Source organism: Maribacter sp. Hel_I_7 (assembly GCF_000688315.1).
Taxonomy (GTDB): Bacteria; Bacteroidota; Bacteroidia; order Flavobacteriales; family Flavobacteriaceae; genus Maribacter; species Maribacter stanieri.
On the sequence record NZ_JHZW01000003.1, the window covers coordinates 2,164,064 to 2,190,000 of the forward strand.

Here is a 25,937-nt window from a genome sequence, read left to right on the forward strand (position 1 = left end):
TCTTAAAGGGCTTTTTTTTATCTTCGATTTTATGAAAATTCAAGATTTACATTCTGCTTTTTTAGCAAACCCTTCTATTAGCACTGACACTAGAAAGATTAAAACGAATGATATTTTCTTCGCTCTCAAAGGAGAAAATTTCAACGGCAATCTATATGCGCAGAAAGCCCTTGACAGTGGAGCAAGTTTAGTAATTATAGACGAAGAAGAATATATTCTTAATGACAGGACAATTCTAGTAAAAGATGTTCTAACAGCTTTACAAGAATTAGCCAATTTCCATAGAAAATACTGTAGTGCTAAAATTATTAGCTTAACAGGTAGTAACGGTAAAACCACCACTAAAGAATTAATTAACACTGTACTAAGTAAAACTTACAAAACGGTAGCCACCAAAGGTAATTTAAACAACCATATCGGTGTTCCTTTAACACTTCTGACAATACAACCAGATACTGAAATTGCTATTGTTGAAATGGGTGCAAATCACTTAAAGGAAATAGAATTCTTATGTAAAATAGCAGAACCAGATTTTGGCTACATCACTAATTTTGGCAAAGCTCATTTAGAAGGCTTTGGCGGAATTGAAGGAGTGAAAAAAGGTAAGAGTGAATTGTATGATTACTTGATTTTAAATAATAAGTCTATTTTCTTAAATGCTGATGACCCAATCCAATTAGAGAAACTTGGCACATACACTAAAAAATATGGATTTAGCTCAGAAAATTCTAAGTACTACAACATTAAATTAGTAGAAGCCCAACCATTTGTTACTATAAAAGTTGAGGATACGATTATAAAATCCAACTTAATTGGTGCTTATAATTTTACTAACTGCTGTGCGGCGATTATAATAGCAAAATATTTCAATGTTGATTTAAGTGAGGTAAAAAACGCTATTGAAAAATACACTCCCAACAATAATAGATCACAAATATTAAATACCAATGGACATTATATAATACTAGATGCTTACAATGCAAATCCCTCTAGTATGACTGTAGCCCTCGAAAACTTTTACACCTTGAATAAAGACAGAAAATTTTTAATTCTTGGTGATATGTTCGAATTAGGAAACACAGCAAAAGAAGAACATCAAAATATTGCTGATTTAACCAAAAAACTAAATTTTGAACAAGTACTTTTAATAGGTGAGAATTTTAATCGCACTAAAACCACTGCAACCAAATTAAAGAGTTTTGATAATTTAAAAGATTATTTAAAGGAAAATCAAATTCAAGAAAACTCCACGATACTTATAAAAGGTTCGAGAGGAATGGCACTAGAAAGAGTATTGGATTTGATTTGAACTATTCTTAAAAGACGAGTGGGATATACTGGATTCGAACCGGTGACCTCTGCCCTGTCAAGGCAGCGCTCTAAACCAACTGAGCTAATATCCCCTTAAAATTATCATTAAGGGAACAAAGATACTACTAATCCTATTTTAATAGTAATGCATAAAATTAAAAATAGTCGAATAGCGCCATAACCCCATTATAAGAAATAACGCATGAAAAGAATAATGCTGCAAATAATCCGATATTAAGCCAAATAGTTGCTTTGTATTTAGTCATTAATTTTTTGTTGTTTATTAAAAGTATAATACCCAAAATCACTAATGGTAATACAAATACATTAAACACTTGCGAGAGTATTTGCATTTCTATAGGATTTGCACCATATACAGGAACAATCAAGGCAAACACACATGCTATTGCCGTAATAATTCTAAATTGTTTTGAATTAGTATCCAATTCTCCCGATTGATAGTCTGCCAATAAAATTGGGGCAATTAGTAAACAAGGAAATATTGAAGATAAACCTGCACTTAAAGTTCCAAAAAAGAAAAGAGTCAAAGCAAATTTACCTGCTACAGGCTCTAACGTATTTACCATATCTAGTACCTTAGTTACAGGTTGCCCTTGATGAAACAATGCCCCACACGCCACAGCCATTACAGATGCACTAATAAAAAACACAAGAGTCGCCGCAATAATTGCATCTTTTTTCTGCTGACTACGGTTTTTTATAGTCCAACCTTTTCCTTTTACAAATAGTGGCCTAGAAAGAAAAGTTGCCGCAGCCATAGTTGTGCCTACAAATGCCGCAACCATCATTTGACCTCCTTCAACTTTTGGTATTGTTGGCACCAAACCTTTTACCACTTCTATCGGTAAAGGATAAACCATAAATAGGGAAATAATAAAAGAAAGCCCCATTATAGTAACGAATATCACCAATATTTTTTCAAAAAAGGCATACTTACCGACCATCAATAAACCATAAAATACAGCTATGACAGTAATTGCAATTATTAATACAGCTTCATATTTAAAGTCTGCTATATATGGAAAGTAAATTAAAAATATTTCATAAATAATATTAGCAGAAATACCAAGAATACCCATCAACGAATTCCATTGACCAAAAGAGATTCCTAGAATTATAAGAATTGCGATGAGCTTACCCCATTTTAAATGCTTCTTAAATGCATACAAAGCAGTTTCACCTGTAACCAAGGCAAAATTCCCATAAGCGTACATTAGTAATCCCGAGAAAATACAACTTAGTAATAATACCCATAATAACTGCATGCCATAAGTACTACCAGCAACAATCATAGAAGTAACACTTCCGGTACCAATGGTATAGCCAATTGCAAAAATACCGGGTCCAAAAGCCAATACTAATGCTATTATTTTTTTCCAGATTGAAGGGCTCGTCGAGTTACTCATTATGTATTCTTTTGGTTTGGATATTGCCGAAAACATAAGAATTATATTCTCCTTTGTAAAAACAGCATCCGTTAAACTTTAGCACCTATAAATTCTGTAATCTGCTAAGGTTTCAAATTATAGCAATATTGATATAGGTTCTTAAAATGAACTTTCATCTTTTCTTTTGCCAGTTGGGGATTCTGTTCTTTTATAGCATCGAAGATATCTTGATGCTCTTGAACACCCCTAAATGCCATATTTTTATCACATACATGGTACTTTTCAAAATTGGTCAATATTTCAGGCGTGATTATTAACATAAAAGTGTTCATTGTACTATTACCACTTGCTTTTGCAATTGCCAAATGAAATAATAAATCTTCTTGAACGGCATCTTCCTCGTTTTCCACTTTTTTACGATAAGCATCCAATGCGTTTTTCAACTGTTTTAGATCATTTTCAGTTCTTCTTCTAGCAGCAAGTCTTACTGTTTTTAGTTCTAAAAGAATTCTAGTTTCTACTAATGATTTAAAATCAGGTTCTTCTAAGCGTAAAATATCATTGACCATTCCGTTCATAGCAACCTGACCTATATCTGCGACAAAGGTTCCACTTTGAGGTTTTGATATTAAAATTCCATAGAATTCTAATTTTTGAATTGCTTCTCGAACACTACTTCTACTTACTCCAAATTTGTCGGAAAGCATTCTTTCTGACGGTAGTTTATCACCAGGTTCAAGATTTTTATTATTCATTAAATCTCTTAGCTGTACTATAATCTCATTATGTATTTCTTGATTTTCTGTCCTTGTGAGGATTTCTAATTTCATATATAGCTTGCTTTAAAAGAAACTTGGTTTGCAAAAAAAACATGAGTTAAGATTTAATATCGTTAACTACAAGAGTAAACTCTATTCTTAACATCGCAAATTTTAAATTATTAGATTTCTATGCTTATGAAATTTACTGACCTATAACAGGCCAGTAAATTCATTTCAACAAATCTAACTCAAACAACTTTCTTATTTATACTAGGTATATTAATCGTTTAACACTAATGTGTTACTTCTAATTCGTAATATTTAACTTTGGCAGATGCGCCAATATCTAAGGTCTGTAAATAATTACCTGCTTTAAAATAATTCTCGAAAACACTCCATTTTTCCATATGGATATCTTCATAAACTACAGAGTCTGTGTCGTTCAAAATAACTTCTAACCTACCACTGGATGCAATAATCTCTAAGGTAAATTTGCTAGACCCTATTTCTTCTGAAAAAATATAGCCTTCATTATCTTCCCAAGCATCCGTATGTAATATTTCTTCGTTGGTAGAATCTTCATTTTTGAGCTTTTTGGTCAGCACTCTAACTTTTCCTTTCTGCCAATATACTTTTAATACTGGAGGGGCATTGTTATCGTCTTCCCCAATTAAATCTCGCTGTTCATTAGTTAGTCTACCGTGAATTTGCATTACTAATGTTCTATGATATTCACCACTTACATCCGTTGTAATTTCTGGAACAGACAATACTCCTTTCATACGACCACCCTCAGCAAAAGTCCAATTTGTACTATTACTACCAGGTACTATTTGCTCTCTTAATTCAGTTCTTGAATATGACGAATTAGCGGTTGAAGAACCCGGTGAAGTATAAAATACTAAAGAACCATCTGTAGAATCATTATACATATAAGGAAATAATCGTTCATCAGTGGCATAATCTAAAATTTCTGGCGGCTCTACTTCATCTGGACTGCCAATTGGCAATGTAACTTTCCAATTACTTAAATCAATATTTGGCAAGAAATAATCTTCGCCTTCAACTTTAACAATTTCTTCCTCTACTATAATTTCTTCTTCAATCTCCTCTTCTTCTTCCACTTCTTCTTCCACTTCTTCTTGTTGATTAACCTCCTGCTCAACTTCATCTTCAACTATATCAGAGGAACTATCACAACTCAAAAAGCCAAAAACCAACATAAATGCAAGTATAACGGCACTTGCAAACCTCTTTAAATTAAAAAATATAGTTTTAAATGTCATTTACCAACGCTATTAATGTTCCACTTCTAGTTCGTAAAAACTAACTTTAGCAAAAGATCCCTCATCCCTGCTTTGAAAATAATTTCCAGCTTTGAAGTAATTCTCAAATATGCCCCAACGCTTCATGTTAAAGTCATCATATATTGCAAATTCCGTTTTGTTTAAACTAACAACCAATTTACCATCGGTTACTTTTATTTCGATTTGAAACTTTCTGAATCCTACTTCCTGTTCAAAATTAAATCCTTCATCATCTGTCCAAGCTTCTTCATGCAATATTCCTATAGAATTTACTTCGGTATTTTTTAGTTTTTTAGTTTTGACTCTTATTTTACCATTTTGCCAGTATATTTTTAATACCGGTGGCGCGTTATTATCTTTTTGGTCAATTAAATCTCGTTGTTCATTTGTTAATCTACCATGTATCTGTAAAATAATAACCTTATGATATTTACCACTTTTATCCCGAGAAACATCATCTACAGAAAGTTTTGCTTTTAAAGTCCCTCCTTGCTTAAATGTCCAGTTTACGTTATCATCACCAGGCACCAATTGCTCCCTAAGTTCTGATCTAGAGTATTTTGTATTAGCGGTAGTAGCAGAGGTAGGATATGCATAAAAAGTAATTGCTCCTTTTGTAGAATCATTGTACATATAAGGTTTCAACGTCTCATTAGTGGCATAATTCAAAATTGCTGGCGGTTCTACACTAATTGCCCCTCCTTTTCGCTTTCCTTCCGGTATGGTCACTTTCCAATTACTTAAATCAATGTTTGGAAGCTTGACCTTCTTTTTTTTTCTTGATTTTTTAATTTTTAAATCCGATTCTGTAACACTACTTCTCTGATTTTGAGAAATAGCGTTAACAGATAGAAACAGTATTACTATGCATACTAATATTTCTCTTCGGATTTTCAACATTCTTTTAAATTATGGATTTACTGAACGTACTTTTACATTATCTACAAACGCATCTTTTGGAGTAACAGCATAGAACATAATGGCAATTTCACCACTAGAATTAGCTGTAAATGGAATCTGTACTAATGTACCTGCACCATCAGTTGTATCTGAAAATTTACCTTCAGCTACAAACCCTTCATTAAATCCTAGGTTGTCACCAATATTATCAACTGCATCAGCTCCATCATCGTATTGTCCGTCTAAAATTAATCCTACAACTCTTCTTCCGCCAATTGGATCTGTGCCGCTATCATCTTTTATTGCATATTGATACTCTAAAATATAATCAGCTCCAGGAACCAAGTTAAGTTCTTGATATGCGTATCTAGAACTAGCAGTTCTAAACTCCCCACCAGATTGACTTGAAGACCATTTTGCTCCTCTTGTCTTGCTTCCTGTATCAACACCATCATAATCTTGGTTAGAACCATCTGAACTAGAACCAAAAGGATTTGTTTCCCCATCTGTAAATGTTGACCATTTCCAGAAATCTTGACCATCTTCAAAATCACCATTTAAAATAGTTGAACCGGTCATTCTTGACATATAAATATTATCAACAGTTATAGTTGCGTGATCATTTGCCGTACCTGTGCTTCCTAATTCAAAAAGAATAGTTTTAAATTGAGTAACTGGAGATGAAAAATCTGTAGCTAAATCCAAATCTATACCCGTCCATTCACCATCTGTTAAATCTAAATTATCAACTACATGACTAGTAGAATTAGTACTGTCTACCAAAGTTATTTTCAGCTTATCAATTCCTGTCGCAAACTCAGAATAAACATCAAAATGAATGTTGTTAGAACCCACTTCGCTATAAAAAGCATCAGCAGCAACAACTTCATCACTCAATGCAAATACTCCTGTATCACTGTGTAGCCTAGAAAATTCAATTAAGTTATTTCCAGATTCCAAAACCACGGCTTTACCACCGGTACCTGCTGATCCAACCGAACTAGCATCAGTAAAAATGTTCAACAAATTATATCTTTTAAACTCTGGCGATGCAGGAGCATTATCAATAGATTGTACTGTATGCTCTACTGTAATATCTTCCGTTTTTGTAAGATCACTTTGACCAGCTGCTTTTGTAGTTACAGTAATAGTATAATCTGCCGAAGCTTCTACATTAGGATAATCATATGTTACAGATTCTCCTTGAAGAGCAGTAGCAGGAGTACTCCCATCTCCAAAATCGATTACGTAAGAATCAACGCCAACAGATAATGGCTTTACTGTAACAATAGTGCCATCTCCGCCGGTAGAAACATCAAAACTTGAAAATACACTTTCAATAGACCCTCCCGATGAATCAACTGGCTCAATTGGCTCAAACCCGTCGTCATCACATGACATAATAAGGCCAGTAAACAACAAGGCACTTATTCCTTTTTTTATTAAACTCATAATATTTTATTTTTTATTTTTTAGTTTCTGCTAAAATGACTTTGGTAATTAAACCTTAGTCTTCTCGGCATAAGCGTATACATGATTCCTTGATGCGTAATTTAAAAATGGGGCTATACCTAAATGCAAACACATTTTTAAATTACTATTTCAAGGTCTTTAGTTAATTAAGTCTATCGATACTAATTTTAGAAAATCTACATTCAGTACCTGCATATTCAATATTAAATCTCATGTTCTCCGTTTCATCACCTGTGGTAAATGAAAATGAAGTTTGCACATATGCTGAAGCTTGGTCTGTTAACGGAATAGCTTGATTGAGGAAATCATCTCCAGTATCAGCATCTTCGATTAAAAGTGTACCTGCAGAAGAACCTGTTGTTTTACTTACATACCAAAATGTTACTTCATATGTTGCGCCAGCAACCACACGAATACTTTGGTCAAGAAAATTTGAACTACTACTTAGTTTAGCAGCACCATTTCCTTCTGGTGGCGTTGGTGAAGAACTTGCAGAGTAAGAACTTGTTGTTCCTCTATCTTCTCCTGCCCAAGGTGTTCTTGGATCACATAGAAAATCTGGACATTGAAAAGCTGCCACTAGTTCATCTACAACTTCAACGTTTATTGTAACAGTCGAAGTTTCGCCATTTCCATCGCTAGAAACTAAGGTAACAGGGAATGTTCCTTCACCTGGAAACTGAAAAGATGGATCGCGATCTGTTGAGGTAGCTCCACCTCCAAAACCCCACGCATAAGACGAAGCCTCTGTAGAAAGGTCTGTAAAATTTATTATTGTAAAATCTGTTTGATCTGCAGTATAATCAAAATTGGCTTCTGGAAATATAGTATCTACCTTAGAGTTAGAATCTGGTAAATCGTCTCTAAAAGTATCAGAACCAACACAACCAACAAAAGAACTTGTAACAACTATACTAAAGAGCAACAAGGTTGTTTTACGGAAAATATTTTGTTTATTTTTCATAGTTTAAAAAGTTTTTAAAATTTAATATCCCGGGTTTTGTGTTAAAAGACCTCCGCTTATATTTATTTCTCTTGCAGGAATAGGCAATAACAATTTTCTTGCATCAAATACATATCCCATTTCTGCAGAATGAGCACTTAAAACAGATTCAGCAACACCGAACCTAAGTAAATCGAACCAACGCTGATTCTCAAATGCTAATTCTACTCTTCTTTCAACTAAAAGATCTTCTTTTGTAATTGTAGAAACAGTTGCTGTTAACCCTGCTCTATCCCTAACCGCTTGGAAAGAAGCTAATGCCGCAGCGCTTGTTGTTGATGCACCACCTGCCAATATCGCTTCTACATGCATTAAAAGTACATCTGCATAACGTAGAGCAATGTAATCGTTTCCAGCATCACGGGCACTTGAACCATAAGAAGGTGGTGAAGTTGTGATATCAGACCCTTCAGGCAAAAATTTAATTACTTCGTTTGATGTTCCAAAAGTAACATACGATTCAGCTGTTCTATTACCGCCATATGCAGCGAAGTCTAAAACTAAATTTTCATTGACTATGTTTTGACCATCTTCTGAACCAGCTCGTGTTGAAGAAGTGAATTCTGATGAAAAACTTTGACTTTCAGCACTATTTCCTGTTTCATATTGAACAGCAAAAATAATTTCGTCATTCAATTCATTATAAAAAACGTCACGAAAATTACCTTCTAAAGCAAAATTAGAACTATTAATAATAGACTCACATAATTGCTGTGCAGCAGTGTAGTCGGGACTATCTAATGACAAATAAACTTTTGCCAAGATACCTTGCGCTGCCGCTTTTGACGCTCTTGATTTTGAAGAATTATCTAAAACACTAGCAGCTTCTTCCAAATCAGCTATGATTTGATCGTAAACTTGTGCTTCTGGAATTCTAGTAAAAAGAGATTCATTATCCGTAGGACCTACTACTGAAGTAACTAATGGCACGGCACCAAACATTCTAACTAATTTAAAATAAGCATAAGCTCTTAAAAATTTTGCTTCGGCAGTATATCTTGCCTGGTTGCTTTCATCGGCAACATCTATAAAATCTAAGATGTTGTTAGCTCTAAAAATAACTTCATACATAGAAGCATAATAATCTTCAGACTCAACATTATTAGCATTTACAACATACCTGTGAAAATCAGCCTTTGAACCTTCAAGTGTTGCATTTCTAGTATTATCTGTGCGGTGTTCTGTTAGAAGATGCTCAAACTGCACCCCTCTATTTGCATCTCCAATATTTGACACAGTATTACTATTTACTCCTTGAAGAGCATCATAAATACCATACACGCCAGACAACACATCATCGTCAGATTGAAAGAACCCATCTACGGCAACCGCAGTATCAGGCAATGGATTTAAAAATTCTTCAGTATCACAGGAAACAAAAACGGACACTGTTACGGCAAAAATTATATATTTTATATGTTTCATTGTTTGTTTTTTTAGATTAAAAATCAACGTTAAGTCCGAATGTTACTGTTCTAAAGATAGGCGTACCTGCTCTTTGAGACCCATAAGCTCTTGGGTTGCTACCATCTATATGTTCTGGGTTAAAACCGTGATAATCATCAGCAGTTATATAAAGTAAATTCTGAGCTGTAGCGTAAACTCTTAATCCAGCTACACCTATACGATCTGTTACATCATTTGGTAAGTTATAGCCAAGATTTACATTACGTAAAGAGAAGTAGTCTGCACTAGCAATAACATCACTCGTCAATACTTTTTCTTGGATGAATGAAACATCTGATACAAGACCATTAGCAACTGCTTCTAACTCTCCTCCACTTCTAGTTCTATTACCAAACCAATTGTAGAAATATTGATCACCAATATTATTAACCTGAGCACCTAAGCTACCTTGAACCATAAAAGAAAAATCAAAGTCTCCAATTTTAAACTCATTGGTGAAACTATATACTAAATCTGGATAAGGACTTCCTAATATAGTTTTGTCTTCTTCGGTAATTAAACCATCACCATTTAAATCTTTAACAATAGTATCATCAGACTGACCATTGATCCTGTTCCAAGGACTATCTACATATGTTGTTCTAAAAGAAGTTTCATCAAAAGCTTCTTCATCAACTACGTAACCCCAAAAAGAAGATATAGGCTCACCTATTCTATTAATCCATTGAGAGTTTCGACCATAATCATCCTCAATTAGGGCATTGTTAGAATCACCAAAACTTAAAAGTTCATTAGCATTGGTAGAAGCTATTATTGTAGAATTCCAAGAGAATTTTTCGTTAGAAACGTTTCTAGTTCTTAATTCAAGTTCAAAACCTCTGTTTTCAACTTCACCTAAATTCACTATACCACTATTAAATCCAGATATGTAAGAAACAGGATTATTTAAAAGCAATTCATCACTTGTTCTTTTGTAGTAATCAATTGAACCAGACACTACGTTACCGAAAAACCCATAATCCAAACCAATAGTTAATTCTTTAGAAGCTTCCCACTGTAATAATGTATTTGCTATATTCAATGGAGAAACACCTGCTGCGATACTACCATTATCAATTGAATTAGAATTTTGCAATAAAGCTAAGTAAGGCCATGCATTTACAATATCATCACCTACATTAAAATTCTCTGCTCCAGTAAGACCGTAACTAGCTCTAAATTTCAACGTATTAACCGCGTCGCTATCTAATAAGAAGTTTTCCTTAGCAACATTCCAACCTAGAGAAACGGCCGGGAAGTTACCCCACTTAGAATCTATTCCAAAAACTGAACTACCATCACGTCTAAATGAAGCATTTACTAAATACTTTCCTTTATAAGCATAATTAACTCTAGCAAAATAACCTAACTTTCTAAGTTCTGTGTTGATTTCTGTAGGAAGATCTACCAATGTAGCTCCTTGAAAATTCTTAAGTAAGTCATTTGAAAAACCACTACCAGTAGTTATACTTTCTTCTGATGTTCTTTTTTGGATTGTAGCACCTAATAATAAATTTAGATCGTGATCATCATTAAACGTCTTAGTATAATTTAATGTATTATCAGAAATAACTCTAGTTCTAAATCTATTAGCTAAATAATAAGCAGCTCTTGAATTACCACTAGCATGATTTAATACCCCATCATATCTAGTTCTTTTTCTTTGCTCAAGAGTTACACCTAAAGATGTTTTAGCAGTAAGCCCATCAAGAAGCTCATAACTTAAATATGTAGAACCAAATAATTTGGTATTGTACTCAAAATGCTCTCTTTCTACATACTGAGCGTATGGGTTAGAATCACCAGAAGTACGAGGTCTACTATCATTTCCATCTCCGTTTACATCTAATTCAACAAGATGATTTTCATAGAAGTAATCTCCTACCCCAACATCTGGATAAACATCTCTATTTATAAATTGTAATGATTCTTCTGTATGGTATATTGGTAACCAAGGAGATTGACGTGTAGGATTGTGTATCGATGTAGGCAATCTTCTTTGTTTAGTATAAGAAGGTGTAGCTCTAATACCAAATCTTGCTTTTTCCCCGATTTTTGAATCGACCTTCATATTAGCTGAGAACAATTTGTAATCATCAGTAATAACAACACCTTCATCATGAAGATATCTTAAAGATGTACTGAATTTAGTATCCTCGCTACCACCTCTTGCAGATAAAGAATGACTTGTAATAGTTCCTCCATCGAAGAAAACATCTTGCCAATCTCTGTCAACACCAGTGGCTTTAACCAATAATTGAGCATATTGAGTTTCATTAGAAAGTGTACCCGTAGCATCTAATTCAATTGCAGCCCAATCAGCTACACTTTTTCTATAATCATCACTACCATGAGCACTTTTAATACCCGTGTAAGTTTGATAGCTGAATTTAGTCTTGCCTGCTTTACCGCTTTTCGTAGTAATTAAAATTACCCCATTAGAACCTTCACTACCATAGATTGCAGCAGAAGCCGCATCTTTTAATACTTCAAATGATTCAACATCATTCATATCTAGATTACCAAGGAAGTCTGAACTTACAACAACCCCATCTATTACCAATGCAGGACCAGAGTCAGCAGTTACAGAACCAATACCTCTAATTGTAATGGTTGGAGCGCCACCGGCTTCAGCATTGGTCGCTTGAATATTTACACCAGATACTTGACCTATTAATGCATCATCTACCCTTGAAACAGCTATTTGATCTAATGTTTCATTCGTTACTTTAGAAATAGAACCTGTTATAGTAGATTTCTTTTGCGTACCATAACCAACTACCACAACTTCATCAAGTTGACTAGCGTCTTCGGTTAAGGTAACAGTGACAGTTTTTTGAGCAACAATTGCTACATTTTGAGTACTATACCCTATATAAGAAATACGTACTATATCACCACTAGCTACTTGAATGGTAAAATTTCCGTCAAAATCACTTTGAGTACCTCTTGTTGTGTTTGCTACAAGAATGTTCGCACCAGGTATCGGTACATTGTTTGCATCTGTTACGGTACCCGATAGATCGTAGGTATCTTGTGCAAATAATTGAATGTTGACCAGCAACATCGCAACCATAAAAATTTTCAGTTTAAAATTCATCTGTGTTAAATTAAGTTAGTTCTATTGAATTGGCATCTGCCATCTTTTTGATCTACTTAAAATGCGAGTACTTATTTCGCATCATAATCTCTAATTTACCAATACACACATTTTCATTTTAAATCAATGAAAATCCCTATTTTTACAGGAAATGTGTTTATAGTAATATTTACATGTTTGTGTATTACTTCCCTTCGAAATGAAGTAATGTTTTTATTAAAAAGGATGGGCGAGCACCCGTCCTTTTTTTATGCAATTTCTTCTAAGGCTTCATGTCTCATTTTTAAGTTAATACTGGATCGCTATAAATTATATTTTAACTGGTTTACCAAATTGGTTCGTCAAACTGGTTTACCAAATATATGTTATTATATTGTTAAAAAAAATTACTTTGACGATTTACAGCCTCTAAAATTGTCATTTTCTATAAATTCAATAGTAAATTTTATACAATTGATAATATCTTAAGAATTTTAACTACAAAACAAAAACGGCTTAAAACATTAATGTTTTAAGCCGTTTGATGCAGAATATCATGACGATAAAATCAAGTTCTGCATTCCTACACAAATATTTTAATGCATCCTTAGCATTTTATAAATTTTAACAGTTTACTTATTTAAAATTCTGTTATGAAACTCAAGTATGTGGACAAAAGATATCATCCATTTTAATGAAATAGTTATGATTCTAAAGAAATAGATGTATTAATTTAAACCTAATTTCTGATTTCAACTTATGATTAAATTGGAAGATTTAAACCTTCGATATTATTAATAAAAATATCGAATTTAAAGTACTATAAACCATCGTTGGAAAAAGGTGCTAGAGAGAAGAAAATCATATGTAATATAACATACAAAAATAAAAAAAGGCTTTCATTTTCATGAAAGCCTTCTAACCTGTGGGCCCTACTGGATTCGAACCAGTGACCCCCTGCTTGTAAGGCAGGTGCTCTGAACCAACTGAGCTAAGAGCCCCAAAAGGAGTGCAAATATATAATACTTTTACATTCCACAAAAGAAAAATCAATAAAATTTTAAAGAACTTCTGAGACAACAAAATTACTACCGCCTACATAAATGAAATCATTAGTTTTTGCTGCTTTTTTTGCCGCTTTAAATGCCTTATTTACAGACTCATAAATATTACCTTTAAAATCTAGCTGATAAAATAGGTCTGCTAAAATATTTTCGTTTAAACCTCTAAAAATTTTTGGTTTACAAAAATAATAACGAGCATTTTTAGGAAATAACGGTATAATTTTACTGATATCCTTATCCTTCACAAAACCTAATACAATATGAAGCTCATTAAAATTTTGCTCTTTCAATTGATTTAACACAAGAGATATTCCTTCCTTATTGTGAGCAGTATCACATATTATGGTTGGTTCATTTCCTATTTGCTGCCAACGCCCCATTAAATTAGTATTTTGCACCACTCTTTGCAGCCCTATTTCAATATTAACCGTGGTTACATTAAAATGTTTTAAAACACTCAGAACGGCTAAAACCCCTTTGACGTTTTTCCTTTGGTAAGAACCAAGTAGACCAATTTTATAATCAGGGTATTCCTTTTCATCCGCAAAAATAATATCAGCACCTCGCTCATTAGCAATAGATTTAAAAACAGGTGCAGTCTCTTCATTAAACTCACTGATAACCACAGGAACGTTAGTTTTAATAATTCCAGCTTTCTCTTTAGCAATAAGAGGAATTGTATCGCCTAACATATCCGTATGGTCTAAACCAATATTTGTAATTAAACTTACCTCTGGCTTAATTATATTTGTGGAATCTAACCTACCTCCCAAACCCACTTCTATAATGGCAATATCCACTAACTCTTCAGCGAAATAAGAAAATGCCATACCAACGGTCATTTCAAAAAAAGAAAGATTATGAGTTTTAAAATAAGACTGGTTTTCAGTAATAAAATCAACTACCCAATTTTTGCTTATCTTTTTTCCGTTGATGCGAATTCGCTCTCTAAAATCTTTTAAATGTGGAGAAGTATATAAGCCTACCTTATAGCCTGCTTCTTGCAAAATAGATGCTAATAAATGACTGCTAGAGCCCTTACCATTGGTTCCAGCAACATGAATGCTTTTAAATTTAGTGTGTGGTTCACCTAAATGACCTGCAAATGTAATGATGCCATCTAATTTAGAATTAAAGGCTACTTTACCTTTATTCTGATACATTGGAAGTTGAGCAAACATCCAATCTAAAGTCTCTTTATAGGTCACTCTCCTAATTTGAAGTTAACAACAACAAAACCTACTTGTTGATTTGGAGCATTACTATCTAAATTCCATTTATGCATAAAGGCGGTCTTCTTAGCAGGCTCTAACAAACATGGATTATTATTTGTAGTACCCCTAACACCAGGTTCGGCACTAATAACCTTACCGTTTCTATCCACAATAATCTTAACAACAACCCTACCTGACTCGTTACATTCTTGCTGTACTTTACCTTTATTTACCAATGAACGACCATTAAGTCCATACCCACCAGTACCACTACCGCCACCTGGGGAACCATAGTAGCTAGTTGCATAAGGATCACCATCTGGTTGCCCCTTATCTCCTGTTCTATTATCATCACCTTCACTTCCAGAAGCCGTACCGTCAGATTTATTGAGTCCGCCCATCATTTCATCCAAAGCCTTCTTTTTGGCTTCTTGTTCTTGGCGAGCTTTATCTTCTGCGTCCTTCTTTTGCTGTGCAATTTTAGCTGCCTCAGCTTTTTTCTTGTTTTCTGCAGCTTCTGCTTTTCTTTTAGCGTCAGCAGCAGCCTCATCAGCCTTTCTTTTAGCTTCTTTTGCCTGGTTGATTTTTACAGCTTCCTCATTTTCTTGAGTCAAAAGTTTTTCGGCTGGCGATTCCTTCTCCGCCGCAGCCTCCTCAACCTCTTCTATTGGCTCCTCTATCGACTCAGCAACTTCTTGTTTAGTTGGCTCAACGGGAGGTGTATCTAAAGGTTCTGATTGAATTTTTTCTTTTGGCTGAACTTTACCACTACCAAATTCCATAGTACCAAAATTAACTGAAATACCATTTTCTTCTGGAGGGTCCATATAAGTTAGACCTATATAAAATAAAACCAATAAGAGTGCACTTAACAACAATGTGGTAAGTGTCAATGATTTCTTTTTATGTTTGGTATCTAAAAATGCCATTTAATTTGGGCGTACGGCCAAAATAACTTTATAATTATTTCTATTAGCGATGTCCATAACATTTACAGCTTCTTTAATAGCAACGCTTTCTTCTGCTCTTAAAATTATGGTAGGACTATCTTGTCCCGCCAAAGCTTTCTTCAATTCAATTTCTATGTACTCTCCATTAATGCGTTCATCATTAACGAAATACTGAAGATTTTTATCGATACTTACCGATACGTTTTGCGTATTTGTTGATTTTCCTTTTGCTTTTGGAAGCAACAAATCTAAAGCGTTCGGTGAATTTGCAGTTAGCATAAAGAATACCAATAACAAGAATACAATATCTGTCATTGAAGACATGCTAAAGTCTGGACTGACCTTATTTCTTCCTTTTAATTTCATAGTATAAAATTAAAGAGGTTCGTTTAGTAAGTCTAAGAATTCTACGGCGTTAGCCTCCATTTTATGAACCACTTTATCAGTTCTGTTCACTAAATGGTTATAACCTACATAAGCTATAATACCTACTATTAGACCTGCAACAGTAGTTGTCATCGCTGTATAAATACCCGATGCCAATGAACCCATTTCCGCTTGACCACCGCTACTTGCCATTTCATGGAAGGCTAAGATCATACCAATTACGGTTCCTAAGAAACCAATCATTGGAGCTGCACCGGCTACAGTCGCCAAAATACTTACATTCTTCTCTAGTTTATAAACTTCAAGAGTACCTGCGTTTTCAATAGCGGTATTTATATCATCCAAAGGTTTTCCTATTCTTGAAACACCTTTTTCAGTTAATCTTGCCACTGGAGAATCAGTCTGAGCGCATAAAAGTTTTGCCGCATCTAACTTACCCGAAGTAACATAATCGCGAATTTGATTCATAAAATTCTTATCTATTTTTGATGCCGCATTTACAGCAAGCAATCGTTCAAAATAGATATACAGAGCAACACCTAACATAATGAACAGTACTGTAATAATAATCACACTACCCGTACCTCCGTTAAATATTAAATCTATAACCGAAAGAGTTTTCTCTTCAGACAATAATTCATCGCTCGCATCTTGAGCCAAATCCTGGTATAATAACATAATATTCTTTAAGTATTGAATTTGCCTTTATAACGATGAATTGCGAATTAAATTATGCGTTGAGCACAAAATCTCTAAGCAAAATGAAAACGATGGCTCCACTTATAAAACCAACAAATGCCAACCATGCAATTTTTTTAAGATACCAAAAGAAATCAATTTTCTCCATACCCATTGCAACAACACCTGCCGCAGAACCAATTATTAACATACTACCGCCTGTTCCTGCAGAATAAGCAATAAAATGCCAAAGTGGATTATCCATAGGCTCGCTAAACATACCCATACTGGCCGCAACCAATGGTACGTTATCAATTACAGCAGAACCTAAACCAAATAACATAACAACGATATCGGTATTAGGTATTGCTTCATTTAGTGCTCCAGCAGCATTAAAAAGAATTCCTAATGATTCCATAGCAGCAACTGCTAACAAAATCCCAAGGAAAAACAATATACTTGGCAATTCAATTTTTGATAATGAATGATGAACCGGACTATGATGACCTTCGCTATCTTGACCTTCTTGTTCCACAGAAGATATACTAAATTTCTTATTACTGTATATTTCAGCAAAAGTTGCTACCACGGCTAAAGACAACATCATACCAACATAAGGAGGTAAATGAGTTACCGTTTTAAAAATTGGAACAAATAAAATAGCTCCAAGACCTAAATACAACATTACGCCGCTATATTTGGATTTCGAATTCTCCCCTTCCAATTCGCCATCTATCAACCCTTTAAAAACCTTGAATCTACTTGCAATTACAACAGGTACAATCATACATACCAATGAAGGTAAAAGAACGTGTAGCACTAACTGCCCCGCACTTACCCTATTTGCAATCCATAACATAGTCGTTGTAACATCACCAATTGGTGACCAGGCCCCACCTGCGTTAGCCGTTATAACTATCATACCGGCAAACCATAATTTTGTTTCTCTATCTTTAATAACTTTTTGAAGTATCGTTATTAAAACTATAGTAGCAGTAAGGTTATCAATAATGGCAGATAATATGAAGGCTAATATTGAAAATAACCAAAGTAATTTTCCTTTTTCCTTTGTTTTAATAAAACCTTTTATAGTAGCGAAACCGTCGAAATAATCAATTATTTCCACAATCGTCATAGCACCTAACAAGAAGAACAGAATTTCAGCAGTTTTACCTAGATGATGCAAAAGAGACTCCTCCATCATATGCATTTTCTCTTGATGCCCTAAAGATGCAAATCCATCTACCAAACCTTGCTTAGCAGAATCGAACCAATTTGTAAATCCGTCAATATCCAAAGCAATTAATGCCCACAATATAGCCATCATGGCTAATGCTGGTATTAACTTATCAATTTTAAGATTGTGTTCTAAGGTAATGGCAAGGTATCCCGCCAAAAAAACAATAACAATGATGGTTTCCATTTTCGTTGGTTTTTTAAATAACTAGTTATTAGTTGTCAAATATAGGTTCTAATTCTAAAAAAAATAATCCTTAAAGATATTTAAAATTGTCTGTGAATTCCTAATGATTTCACAATAATTCTAAAGATACCTGACATCCAAATACTTAAATCATTGCTAATTTAAATTTAACAAGTTTTTATTGACCCTATTTTAACGCTTAACAAAATGTTAAATATTAAGACTCCACAAACCAAGTAGTAAAATCCATTATCAAAACCAACAAAATTGGTACCTTTAGTTGAATATTTAACTGGTATATCTTTATCTTTGAGAAGTTAACCCTTATACATATTAGATGGATTTTTCATTGAATGAAGAACAAAGACTTATACAACAAGCTGCACGTGATTTTGCTCAAACAGAGCTATTACCAGAGGTAATTGAACGTGATGATGCGCAAAGATTCCCTAAAGAGGAAGTTAAAAAATTGGGCGAGCTTGGTTTTCTTGGAATGATGGTTGACCCTAAATATGGAGGTAGTGGCCTAGACACACTTTCATACGTTTTAGCAATGGAAGAAATTTCAAAAATAGACGCCTCTACTTCTGTAGTTATGTCTGTCAATAATTCTTTGGTTTGCTGGGGGTTAGAAAAATATGGCTCAGAAGCTCAAAAAGAAAAATATCTCACCAAATTAACTACCGGAGAACAAATTGGAGCATTCTGCCTTTCTGAACCTGAAGCAGGTAGTGATGCTACTTCACAGAAAACCACAGCAATTGACATGGGAGACCACTATATTGTAAATGGAACTAAAAACTGGATTACCAATGGTGGTACGGCAAGTACCTATATTGTAATAGCACAAACGGACAAAGACAAAAAGCATAGAGGAATTAATGCCTTGATTATAGAAAAAGGTGCACCTGGATTTGAAATTGGTCCCAAAGAAAATAAACTTGGTATTAGAGGTAGCGATACACACTCTCTTATATTCAATGACGTTAAAGTACCAAAAGAGAACAGAATAGGTGAAGATGGCTTCGGTTTCAAGTTTGCAATGAAAACATTGGCTGGCGGTAGAATAGGTATTGCAGCTCAAGCCTTGGGTATTGCTGCAGGAGCTTATGAATTAGCATTGAAATATTCTAAAGAACGTAAAGCTTTTGGTACTGAAATTAGCAATCACCAAGCAATTGCCTTTAAACTGGCAGATATGCATACCGAAATTCAAGCAGCAAGATTACTTGTTTATCAATCGGCCTTAGATAAAGATAACGGAAGAGATTATGATTTATCTGGAGCTATGGCAAAATTATACGCATCTAAAGTTGCCATGGAAACCTCAGTTGAAGCCGTACAAATTCATGGAGGTAATGGCTTTGTTAAGGATTACCACGTTGAAAGATTAATGAGAGATGCTAAGATTACTCAGATCTACGAAGGCACATCTGAAATTCAAAAAATTGTAATTTCAAGAAGTATTTTAAAGTAAAAGCTCAAACACAAAACAATCACCCCTACTTTTTATAGGGGTGATTGTTCTCAATACCACCATCTGCTTTGTTATACTACAAATAAAGCTGAGCTTAATTGTTAGAAAGCAATAAAAATCACAATTCACCCCCACCAACTCTCCTATATTTACTGAATTTTAACTTAAATTTATCAATCTGATAAATTGAAGGTTTCAAAAATCCATAATTATCGATTTTTTAAGCTTTTATTTATTTCGTTGAGTTTTTTATTTGAATTTGTTCTAATCACTGAATATAATTCAATTAAATTGATATTTTTGAATAAATACCACAAAGGATGACACTGAAGAAGCAAGGATTATATCTACCGGAATTTGAACATGATAACTGTGGGGCTGGATTTATATGCAGTCTTAAAGGAAAGAAGTCCAACGACATTATACATAAAGCGTTGGAAATACTTGAACGATTAGAACATAGAGGTGCAGTTAGTGCAGATGGTAAAACAGGAGATGGAGCAGGTATATTAATTGATATTCCTCACGACTTTTTCCAGGCCGTTTGTGACTTTGAATTACCAAAAGTTGGCGATTATGCCGTTGGTAATATATTCTTTCCTCGTAAAGAGAATCAACGTGATTTCTGCATTTCAGTTTTTGAAGAGAATATTAAGAAACAGGGGTTAAAATTATTAGGATGGAGAAATGTTCCTGTAAACAGATCGATTCCTGGTAGAATTGCAGCTGAAACCGAACCTTTTGTAAAACAAATATTTGTTGCAAAAGAAAACGAAGAACAAGATTACTTCGATTTTAACCTAAAATTATTCATAGCAAGAAAGACTACGGAACATACTATAATAGGTTCTAAATTATCTGAAAATAAATTTTTCTATGTCCCTAGTTTATCTACCAAAATTATAATATTCAAAGGACTATTGATGCCTTTGGACATTAGTCTTTATTACTCGGACTTAATGGATTCTAGAGTAGTTACAAGATTAGCTTTAGTTCACCAACGTTTCTCTACAAACACTTTTCCTACCTGGGATTTGGCACAACCTTTTAGATACATGTGTCATAATGGTGAAATAAACACCTTAAGAGGAAATGTTACTAGAATGTTCTCCAGAGAAGAATTACTGAAAAGTGATATGTTCGGAGATGAAATTAAAAATGTTCTTCCAATAATATTACCAGGTAAATCAGATTCAGCTACAATGGACATGGTAGTTGAGCTATTATTAATGACCGGTAGATCTTTACCTGAGGTAATGATGATATTGGTACCTGAAGCTTGGGAGAAAAATGCAGAAATGTCTGAAGCTAAAAGAGCATTTTACGAGTATCATTCATGTATGATGGAACCTTGGGACGGACCAGCATCTATACCATTTACCGATGGTAACTTTATTGGTGCCGTACTAGACAGAAATGGATTAAGACCTTCACGATACACAGTAACAAAAGATGACTACGTAGTTATGTCTTCTGAAACTGGTGTTGTTGACATAGCTCCAGAAAATGTAGATTTTCATGGAAGATTACAGCCAGGTAAAATGTTCTTGGTAAATATGGAGGAAGGTAGAATTGTTAACGATGAAGAAATTAAAGAAAACATCGCTCAAAAATTCCCTTATAAAAAATGGCTAGAAGATAACTTAGTTCATCTAAAAGACATTCCATATAATGATTGTCCTTTATTTTTAGGTGAAGAAACGCTTGAAAAAAGAAAATCAGTATTTGGTTATACTTTAGAGGACATAAATACTATTGTTCTCCCAATGGCCAAAGCAGGTAAAGAGCCAATCGGATCAATGGGATCAGATACCCCTATCGCTGTACTATCTCAAAGACCTCAATTAATATATAATTATTTTAAACAACTATTTGCTCAGGTTACCAACCCACCACTGGATGGTATTCGTGAAGAATTAATTACAGATATAAGTTTAACTTTAGGTAGTGACCATAACATATTTGAATTTTCTGAATTACACTGTAGAAAACTTAAAATTCAAAACCCTGTTATTTCAAAAGAGGATTTAGATAAGATTAAAAATTATGATGTAAGTCCAGATTACAAGGTAGTTTCATTACCTATGCTATATTCTATAAAGCAAGGACATAATGGGCTTGAAGACGCTTTACAATCTTTATTGGACCAAGCATCTAAATCTGTTGATGAAGGAGCTAACATTATAATTCTATCCGATAGAAATATAAATGAGGAAATGGCCCCTATTCCAGCCTTGTTAGCTTGTTCATTTGTAAATAGCGGATTACAAAAATTAGGAAAGCGTTCTAAATTAAGTGTGATAATCGAATCTGCAGAACCTCGTGAAGTACATCATTTCGCTTTATTATTTGGTTTTGGAGCTAGTGCAATTAACCCATACTTAGTTAATGAGATTATAGCAGAGCAAATAGAGGAAAATGATATTACCGATATTTCTTTCGATGAAGCCATTAAAAATTACAATAAGGCTATAGGAAAAGGAATTTTAAAGGTGATGAACAAAATTGGTATTTCTACTCTTAACTCTTACCGTGGTTCTCAACTTTTTGAATGTATTGGTATCAACACAAAGGTCGTTGACAAATACTTTCCTAATACACCAACACGTATTCAAGGTATAGGTCTTTACCAAATAGAAAAAGAAATAGCATTACGTCATCATAAAACATTTAGTAAAAAACAAGTAGCCGCTAATCTAGATTTAGAAATAGGTGGTGAATATAGATGGAGAAGAGACGGTGAAAAACACATGTTTAATCCGTTATCAATAGCGAAACTTCAAAAATCGGTTCGTAATAATGAACCTGACACTTATAAGGAGTATTCAAAGATGGTTAATGAGCAATCAAAAAACCTTATGACAATAAGAGGTCTTTTTGAATTTTCTAACTATGATCCAATTCCTTTAGAAGATGTTGAACCTTGGACAGAAATTGTAAAAAGGTTTAAAACGGGAGCAATGTCATATGGCTCAATCAGTAAAGAAGCTCATGAGAATTTAGCTATTGCCATGAACCGTATTGGTGGTAAAAGTAATTCAGGCGAAGGTGGAGAGGATGAAAACAGATTCTACAAAAACTCTACTGGTGACTGGAGAAATAGTGCCATTAAACAAGTGGCCTCAGGTAGGTTTGGCGTTACATCTAATTACTTAACAAACGCTAAGGAAATTCAAATAAAAATGGCACAAGGGGCCAAACCTGGTGAAGGCGGTCAATTACCTGGACCAAAAGTAAATCCTGAAATAGCGAAAACTAGAAATTCAACTCCTTATGTAGGTTTAATTTCACCACCACCACATCATGATATATATTCTATAGAAGATTTATCTCAACTTATTTACGATTTAAAATCTGCGAATAGAAAAGCAAGAATTAATGTTAAATTAGTTTCAGAAGTAGGTGTAGGTACAGTTGCTGCCGGTGTTGCAAAAGCTAAAGCAGATGTAGTTCTAGTTTCTGGATTTGATGGGGGAACAGGAGCATCTCCTTTAACTTCTCTAAAACATTGTGGATTACCTTGGGAACTTGGTATTGCCGAAGCACAACAAACTCTTGTATTAAATGACTTAAGAAATAGAATTGTTCTTGAATGTGACGGTCAATTAAAAACTGGTAGAGATGTTGCAATTGCATGTTTATTAGGTGCAGAAGAATTTGGTTTCGCAACAGCTCCTTTAGTAGCATCAGGATGTATAATGATGCGGGTTTGTCATTTAAACACTTGCCCAGTTGGTATAGCTACTCAAAATCCTGAATTAAGAAAGAAATTTAAAGGAAAGCCCGAACACGTAGTTAACTACATGTATTTTGTAGCACAAGAGTTACGTGAAATAATGGCTCAATTAGGATTTAAGACTATTAATGAAATGGTTGGTCAAGTTCAAAAGCTAGATAGAAAAAAGGCAATAGACCATTATAAAGCTGCTGGTATAGACTTAACACCAATATTACATCAGGTTGATGTACCTAAAGGAACTAAATTTTATAATACAGAAAAGCAAAAGCACGATATAGATAAATCTATCGAGTTTGATATTATTGCAAAAGCCAATCCTTCCCTATTTAGAAAGGAGAAACTTAGTTTAGATTATCCAATCTGCAACACAGATCGTGCAGTAGGAGCCATAATTAGTAATGAAATCTCAAAGACCTACGGTGCAGAAGGATTACCTATAAACACTTTAAGACTTAATTTCACTGGATCAGCAGGTCAAAGTTTTGGTGCATTTGCCACAAGAGGATTAACCATGATCGTTAATGGAAACACTAATGATTATTTAGGCAAAGGGCTTTCTGGTGCAAAATTAGTCATCAAAGTTCCTGAAAAATCAACTATTGTTCCAGAAGACAACGTAATTACCGGTAATGTTACATTATATGGAGCTACCGCAGGTAGAGCGTATATTAATGGTAAAGCAGGAGAACGTTTTTGTGTTCGTAACTCAGGTGCAAAAGCTGTAGTAGAAGGTATAGGAGATCACGGTTGTGAATATATGACTGGTGGTGTCGCTGTTATTCTTGGTGAAGTTGGAAGAAACTTTGGAGCTGGTATGAGTGGAGGAATAGCCTACGTTTTAGATAATAATAAAACATTCAAAAAACGCTGTAGTGCTGAAGGTTTAAACCTTTTAGAAGTAACAGAAGCTAACGATATTAAACAATTGAAAGATTTAATAGAAAGTCATTACAACTCAACATCAAGTCCATTAGCTCAACGTATTTTAGAAAATTGGGAATCTTACTTACCTAAATTCGTTAAGGTCTTACCTGAAGAATACAGACAAGCTTTAATTAGATTAGAAGAAGAAAATTTACAAACTATTTAAAATCGGAATATGGGAAAGATAACAGGATTTTTGGAATTCGATAGAAAGATTGAATCATACGAACCGGTTGAAGAACGTTTAAAAAATTATAAGGAATTTACGGTGCCGCTTCCTGAAAAGGAACTAAAAGAGCAAGGTGCTCGTTGTATGGATTGTGGTATACCTTTTTGTCATAGTGGCTGTCCTTTAGGAAATTTAATTCCTGACTTTAACGATGCAGTTTACAGAAGTAAATGGGAAAAAGCTAGTGAAATTTTACATTCAACTAATAATTTTCCCGAATTTACAGGAAGATTATGTCCAGCTCCATGTGAAGAAGCTTGTGTTTTAGGAATTAATGAAGATCCAGTAAGTATTGAAAATATTGAAAAAAATATTGTAGAAACTGCCTTTAAAAAGGGATGGATCGTTGCCCAACCCCCATTAAATAGAACTGGTAAAAAGGTTGCTGTAGTTGGATCTGGTCCTGCTGGATTAGCAACTGCTCAACAATTAAACAGAGCTGGACACGATGTTACTGTTTTTGAACGTGATGAAAAACCTGGCGGTTTATTACGTTATGGTATTCCAGATTTTAAAATGGAAAAAAATGTTATCGATAGACGTTTAGAAATCCTTAAAGAAGAAGGTATAACATTTTCATGTGGAGTTCATATTGGTGTTGATATTCAAGCAGATAAACTTAAAGAAGATTATGATGCTATCGTATTAACAGGTGGGGCTACCATTAGACGTAATCTACCAATAGAAGGTTCAGATTTAAAAGGTGTCGTTCAAGCGATGGATTTTTTAGGTCAAAACAACAGACGTGTAGACGGTATTAAAGATTTAGGCGAAGAAATTAAAGCCACTGACAAGGATGTAGTTGTTATTGGTGGTGGAGATACTGGTTCCGATTGTATTGGAACTTCTTTTCGCCATGGAGCAACATCTGTTTCAAATTTTGAAATTATGCCAATGGGTACTGCTGAAAGACCAGAAGGTCAACCTTGGCCATTTTGGCCTATGAGACTTAGAACAAGTTCTTCTCATAAAGAAGGTGCTAAACGTTTCTTTAGTATATCTACTAAGAAATTTATTGGTGATTCAGATGGTAATTTAACAGGATTAATAACGTCGGAAGTAGAATGGATTAAAACTCCAGGACAACGCCCACAGCTAAAAGAAGTTACTGGTACGGAAAAAGAATGGAAATGTGAATTGGCATTATTAGCATTAGGTTTCAC

At 34.2% G+C, this 25,937-nt stretch carries 17 protein-coding genes and 2 tRNA genes (1 of these 19 cut by a window edge); 4 read left to right on the plus strand and 15 right to left on the minus strand.

Features of this window, described 5'->3' with window-relative positions:
• The first annotated feature begins 31 nt into the window (after window positions 1-31).
• Entirely contained in the window at window positions 32-1,309 is a 1,278-nt protein-coding gene (locus tag P178_RS0121060; protein ID WP_027068104.1) for a UDP-N-acetylmuramoyl-tripeptide--D-alanyl-D-alanine ligase, read from the plus strand.
• A 19-nt stretch (window positions 1,310-1,328) separates the two neighbouring features.
• Here P178_RS0121060 and P178_RS0121065 read toward each other — a convergent pair.
• The 15 genes from P178_RS0121065 to nhaD form a co-directional block, all read right to left on the minus strand.
• A tRNA-Val gene (locus tag P178_RS0121065) sits at window positions 1,329-1,403 on the minus strand.
• 63 nt (window positions 1,404-1,466) lie between these two features.
• Window positions 1,467-2,738: an Nramp family divalent metal transporter gene (locus P178_RS0121070; RefSeq protein ID WP_051638418.1), complete on the minus strand. Its 1,272-nt coding sequence runs from the start codon at window positions 2,736-2,738 to the stop codon at window positions 1,467-1,469.
• Window positions 2,739-2,842: 104 nt separating this feature from the next.
• Window positions 2,843-3,550, minus strand: coding sequence for a FadR/GntR family transcriptional regulator (locus P178_RS0121075; protein WP_027068106.1), 708 nt, complete (start codon window positions 3,548-3,550; stop codon window positions 2,843-2,845).
• A gap of 224 nt (window positions 3,551-3,774) precedes the next feature.
• Window positions 3,775-4,767 (minus strand): polysaccharide lyase family 7 protein, encoded by a 993-nt coding sequence (locus P178_RS0121080; RefSeq protein ID WP_051638388.1) that lies wholly within the window; start codon window positions 4,765-4,767, stop codon window positions 3,775-3,777.
• Between the two features lie 12 nt (window positions 4,768-4,779).
• Window positions 4,780-5,688 carry a polysaccharide lyase family 7 protein gene (locus P178_RS0121085; RefSeq protein ID WP_027068108.1) on the minus strand — a complete coding sequence of 303 codons (909 nt, stop codon included), beginning with the start codon at window positions 5,686-5,688 and terminating at the stop codon, window positions 4,780-4,782.
• Between the two features lie 9 nt (window positions 5,689-5,697).
• Window positions 5,698-7,140 carry a hypothetical protein gene (locus tag P178_RS0121090; RefSeq protein WP_027068109.1) on the minus strand — a complete coding sequence of 481 codons (1,443 nt, stop codon included), beginning with the start codon at window positions 7,138-7,140 and terminating at the stop codon, window positions 5,698-5,700.
• Window positions 7,141-7,303: 163 nt separating this feature from the next.
• Window positions 7,304-8,125, minus strand: coding sequence for a PKD domain-containing protein (locus tag P178_RS22830; RefSeq protein ID WP_027068110.1), 822 nt, complete (start codon window positions 8,123-8,125; stop codon window positions 7,304-7,306).
• A gap of 21 nt (window positions 8,126-8,146) precedes the next feature.
• A complete protein-coding gene (locus P178_RS0121100; RefSeq protein ID WP_027068111.1) occupies window positions 8,147-9,589 on the minus strand; it encodes a RagB/SusD family nutrient uptake outer membrane protein in 1,443 nt (480 codons plus the stop codon).
• A 16-nt stretch (window positions 9,590-9,605) separates the two neighbouring features.
• The gene (locus P178_RS0121105) at window positions 9,606-12,710 is read right to left on the minus strand and encodes a SusC/RagA family TonB-linked outer membrane protein (RefSeq protein ID WP_027068112.1); all 3,105 of its coding nucleotides are present in this window, start codon (window positions 12,708-12,710) and stop codon (window positions 9,606-9,608) included.
• Window positions 12,711-13,615: 905 nt separating this feature from the next.
• Window positions 13,616-13,690, minus strand: a tRNA-Val gene (locus P178_RS0121110).
• A gap of 59 nt (window positions 13,691-13,749) precedes the next feature.
• Window positions 13,750-14,961 carry a bifunctional folylpolyglutamate synthase/dihydrofolate synthase gene (locus tag P178_RS0121115; RefSeq protein ID WP_027068113.1) on the minus strand — a complete coding sequence of 404 codons (1,212 nt, stop codon included), beginning with the start codon at window positions 14,959-14,961 and terminating at the stop codon, window positions 13,750-13,752.
• Window positions 14,958-15,896, minus strand: coding sequence for a hypothetical protein (locus P178_RS0121120; RefSeq protein ID WP_027068114.1), 939 nt, complete (start codon window positions 15,894-15,896; stop codon window positions 14,958-14,960). Before P178_RS0121120 ends, P178_RS0121115 begins: the two co-directional genes overlap by 4 nt.
• On the minus strand, window positions 15,897-16,283 hold the full coding sequence (locus P178_RS0121125) for an ExbD/TolR family protein (RefSeq protein WP_027068115.1): 387 nt from the start codon (window positions 16,281-16,283) through the stop codon (window positions 15,897-15,899).
• Between the two features lie 9 nt (window positions 16,284-16,292).
• The gene (locus tag P178_RS0121130) at window positions 16,293-16,982 is read right to left on the minus strand and encodes a MotA/TolQ/ExbB proton channel family protein (RefSeq protein WP_027068116.1); all 690 of its coding nucleotides are present in this window, start codon (window positions 16,980-16,982) and stop codon (window positions 16,293-16,295) included.
• Between the two features lie 52 nt (window positions 16,983-17,034).
• A complete protein-coding gene (gene nhaD / locus P178_RS0121135) occupies window positions 17,035-18,405 on the minus strand; it encodes a sodium:proton antiporter NhaD (protein ID WP_027068117.1) in 1,371 nt (456 codons plus the stop codon).
• A 337-nt stretch (window positions 18,406-18,742) separates the two neighbouring features.
• Here nhaD and P178_RS0121140 point away from each other — a divergent pair, with 337 nt between their 5' ends.
• From P178_RS0121140 to P178_RS0121150, 3 genes are all read left to right on the plus strand, one after another.
• The gene (locus P178_RS0121140) at window positions 18,743-19,882 is read left to right on the plus strand and encodes an acyl-CoA dehydrogenase (RefSeq protein WP_027068118.1); all 1,140 of its coding nucleotides are present in this window, start codon (window positions 18,743-18,745) and stop codon (window positions 19,880-19,882) included.
• 320 nt (window positions 19,883-20,202) lie between these two features.
• On the plus strand, window positions 20,203-24,711 hold the full coding sequence (gltB, locus tag P178_RS0121145; protein ID WP_027068119.1) for a glutamate synthase large subunit: 4,509 nt from the start codon (window positions 20,203-20,205) through the stop codon (window positions 24,709-24,711).
• 9 nt (window positions 24,712-24,720) lie between these two features.
• Window positions 24,721-25,937, plus strand: the 5' portion of a protein-coding gene (locus P178_RS0121150) for a glutamate synthase subunit beta (RefSeq protein WP_027068120.1). It continues 250 nt past the right edge of the window; 1,217 of the gene's 1,467 nt are visible here — the first part of the coding sequence; its start codon is at window positions 24,721-24,723; its stop codon lies off the right edge, out of view.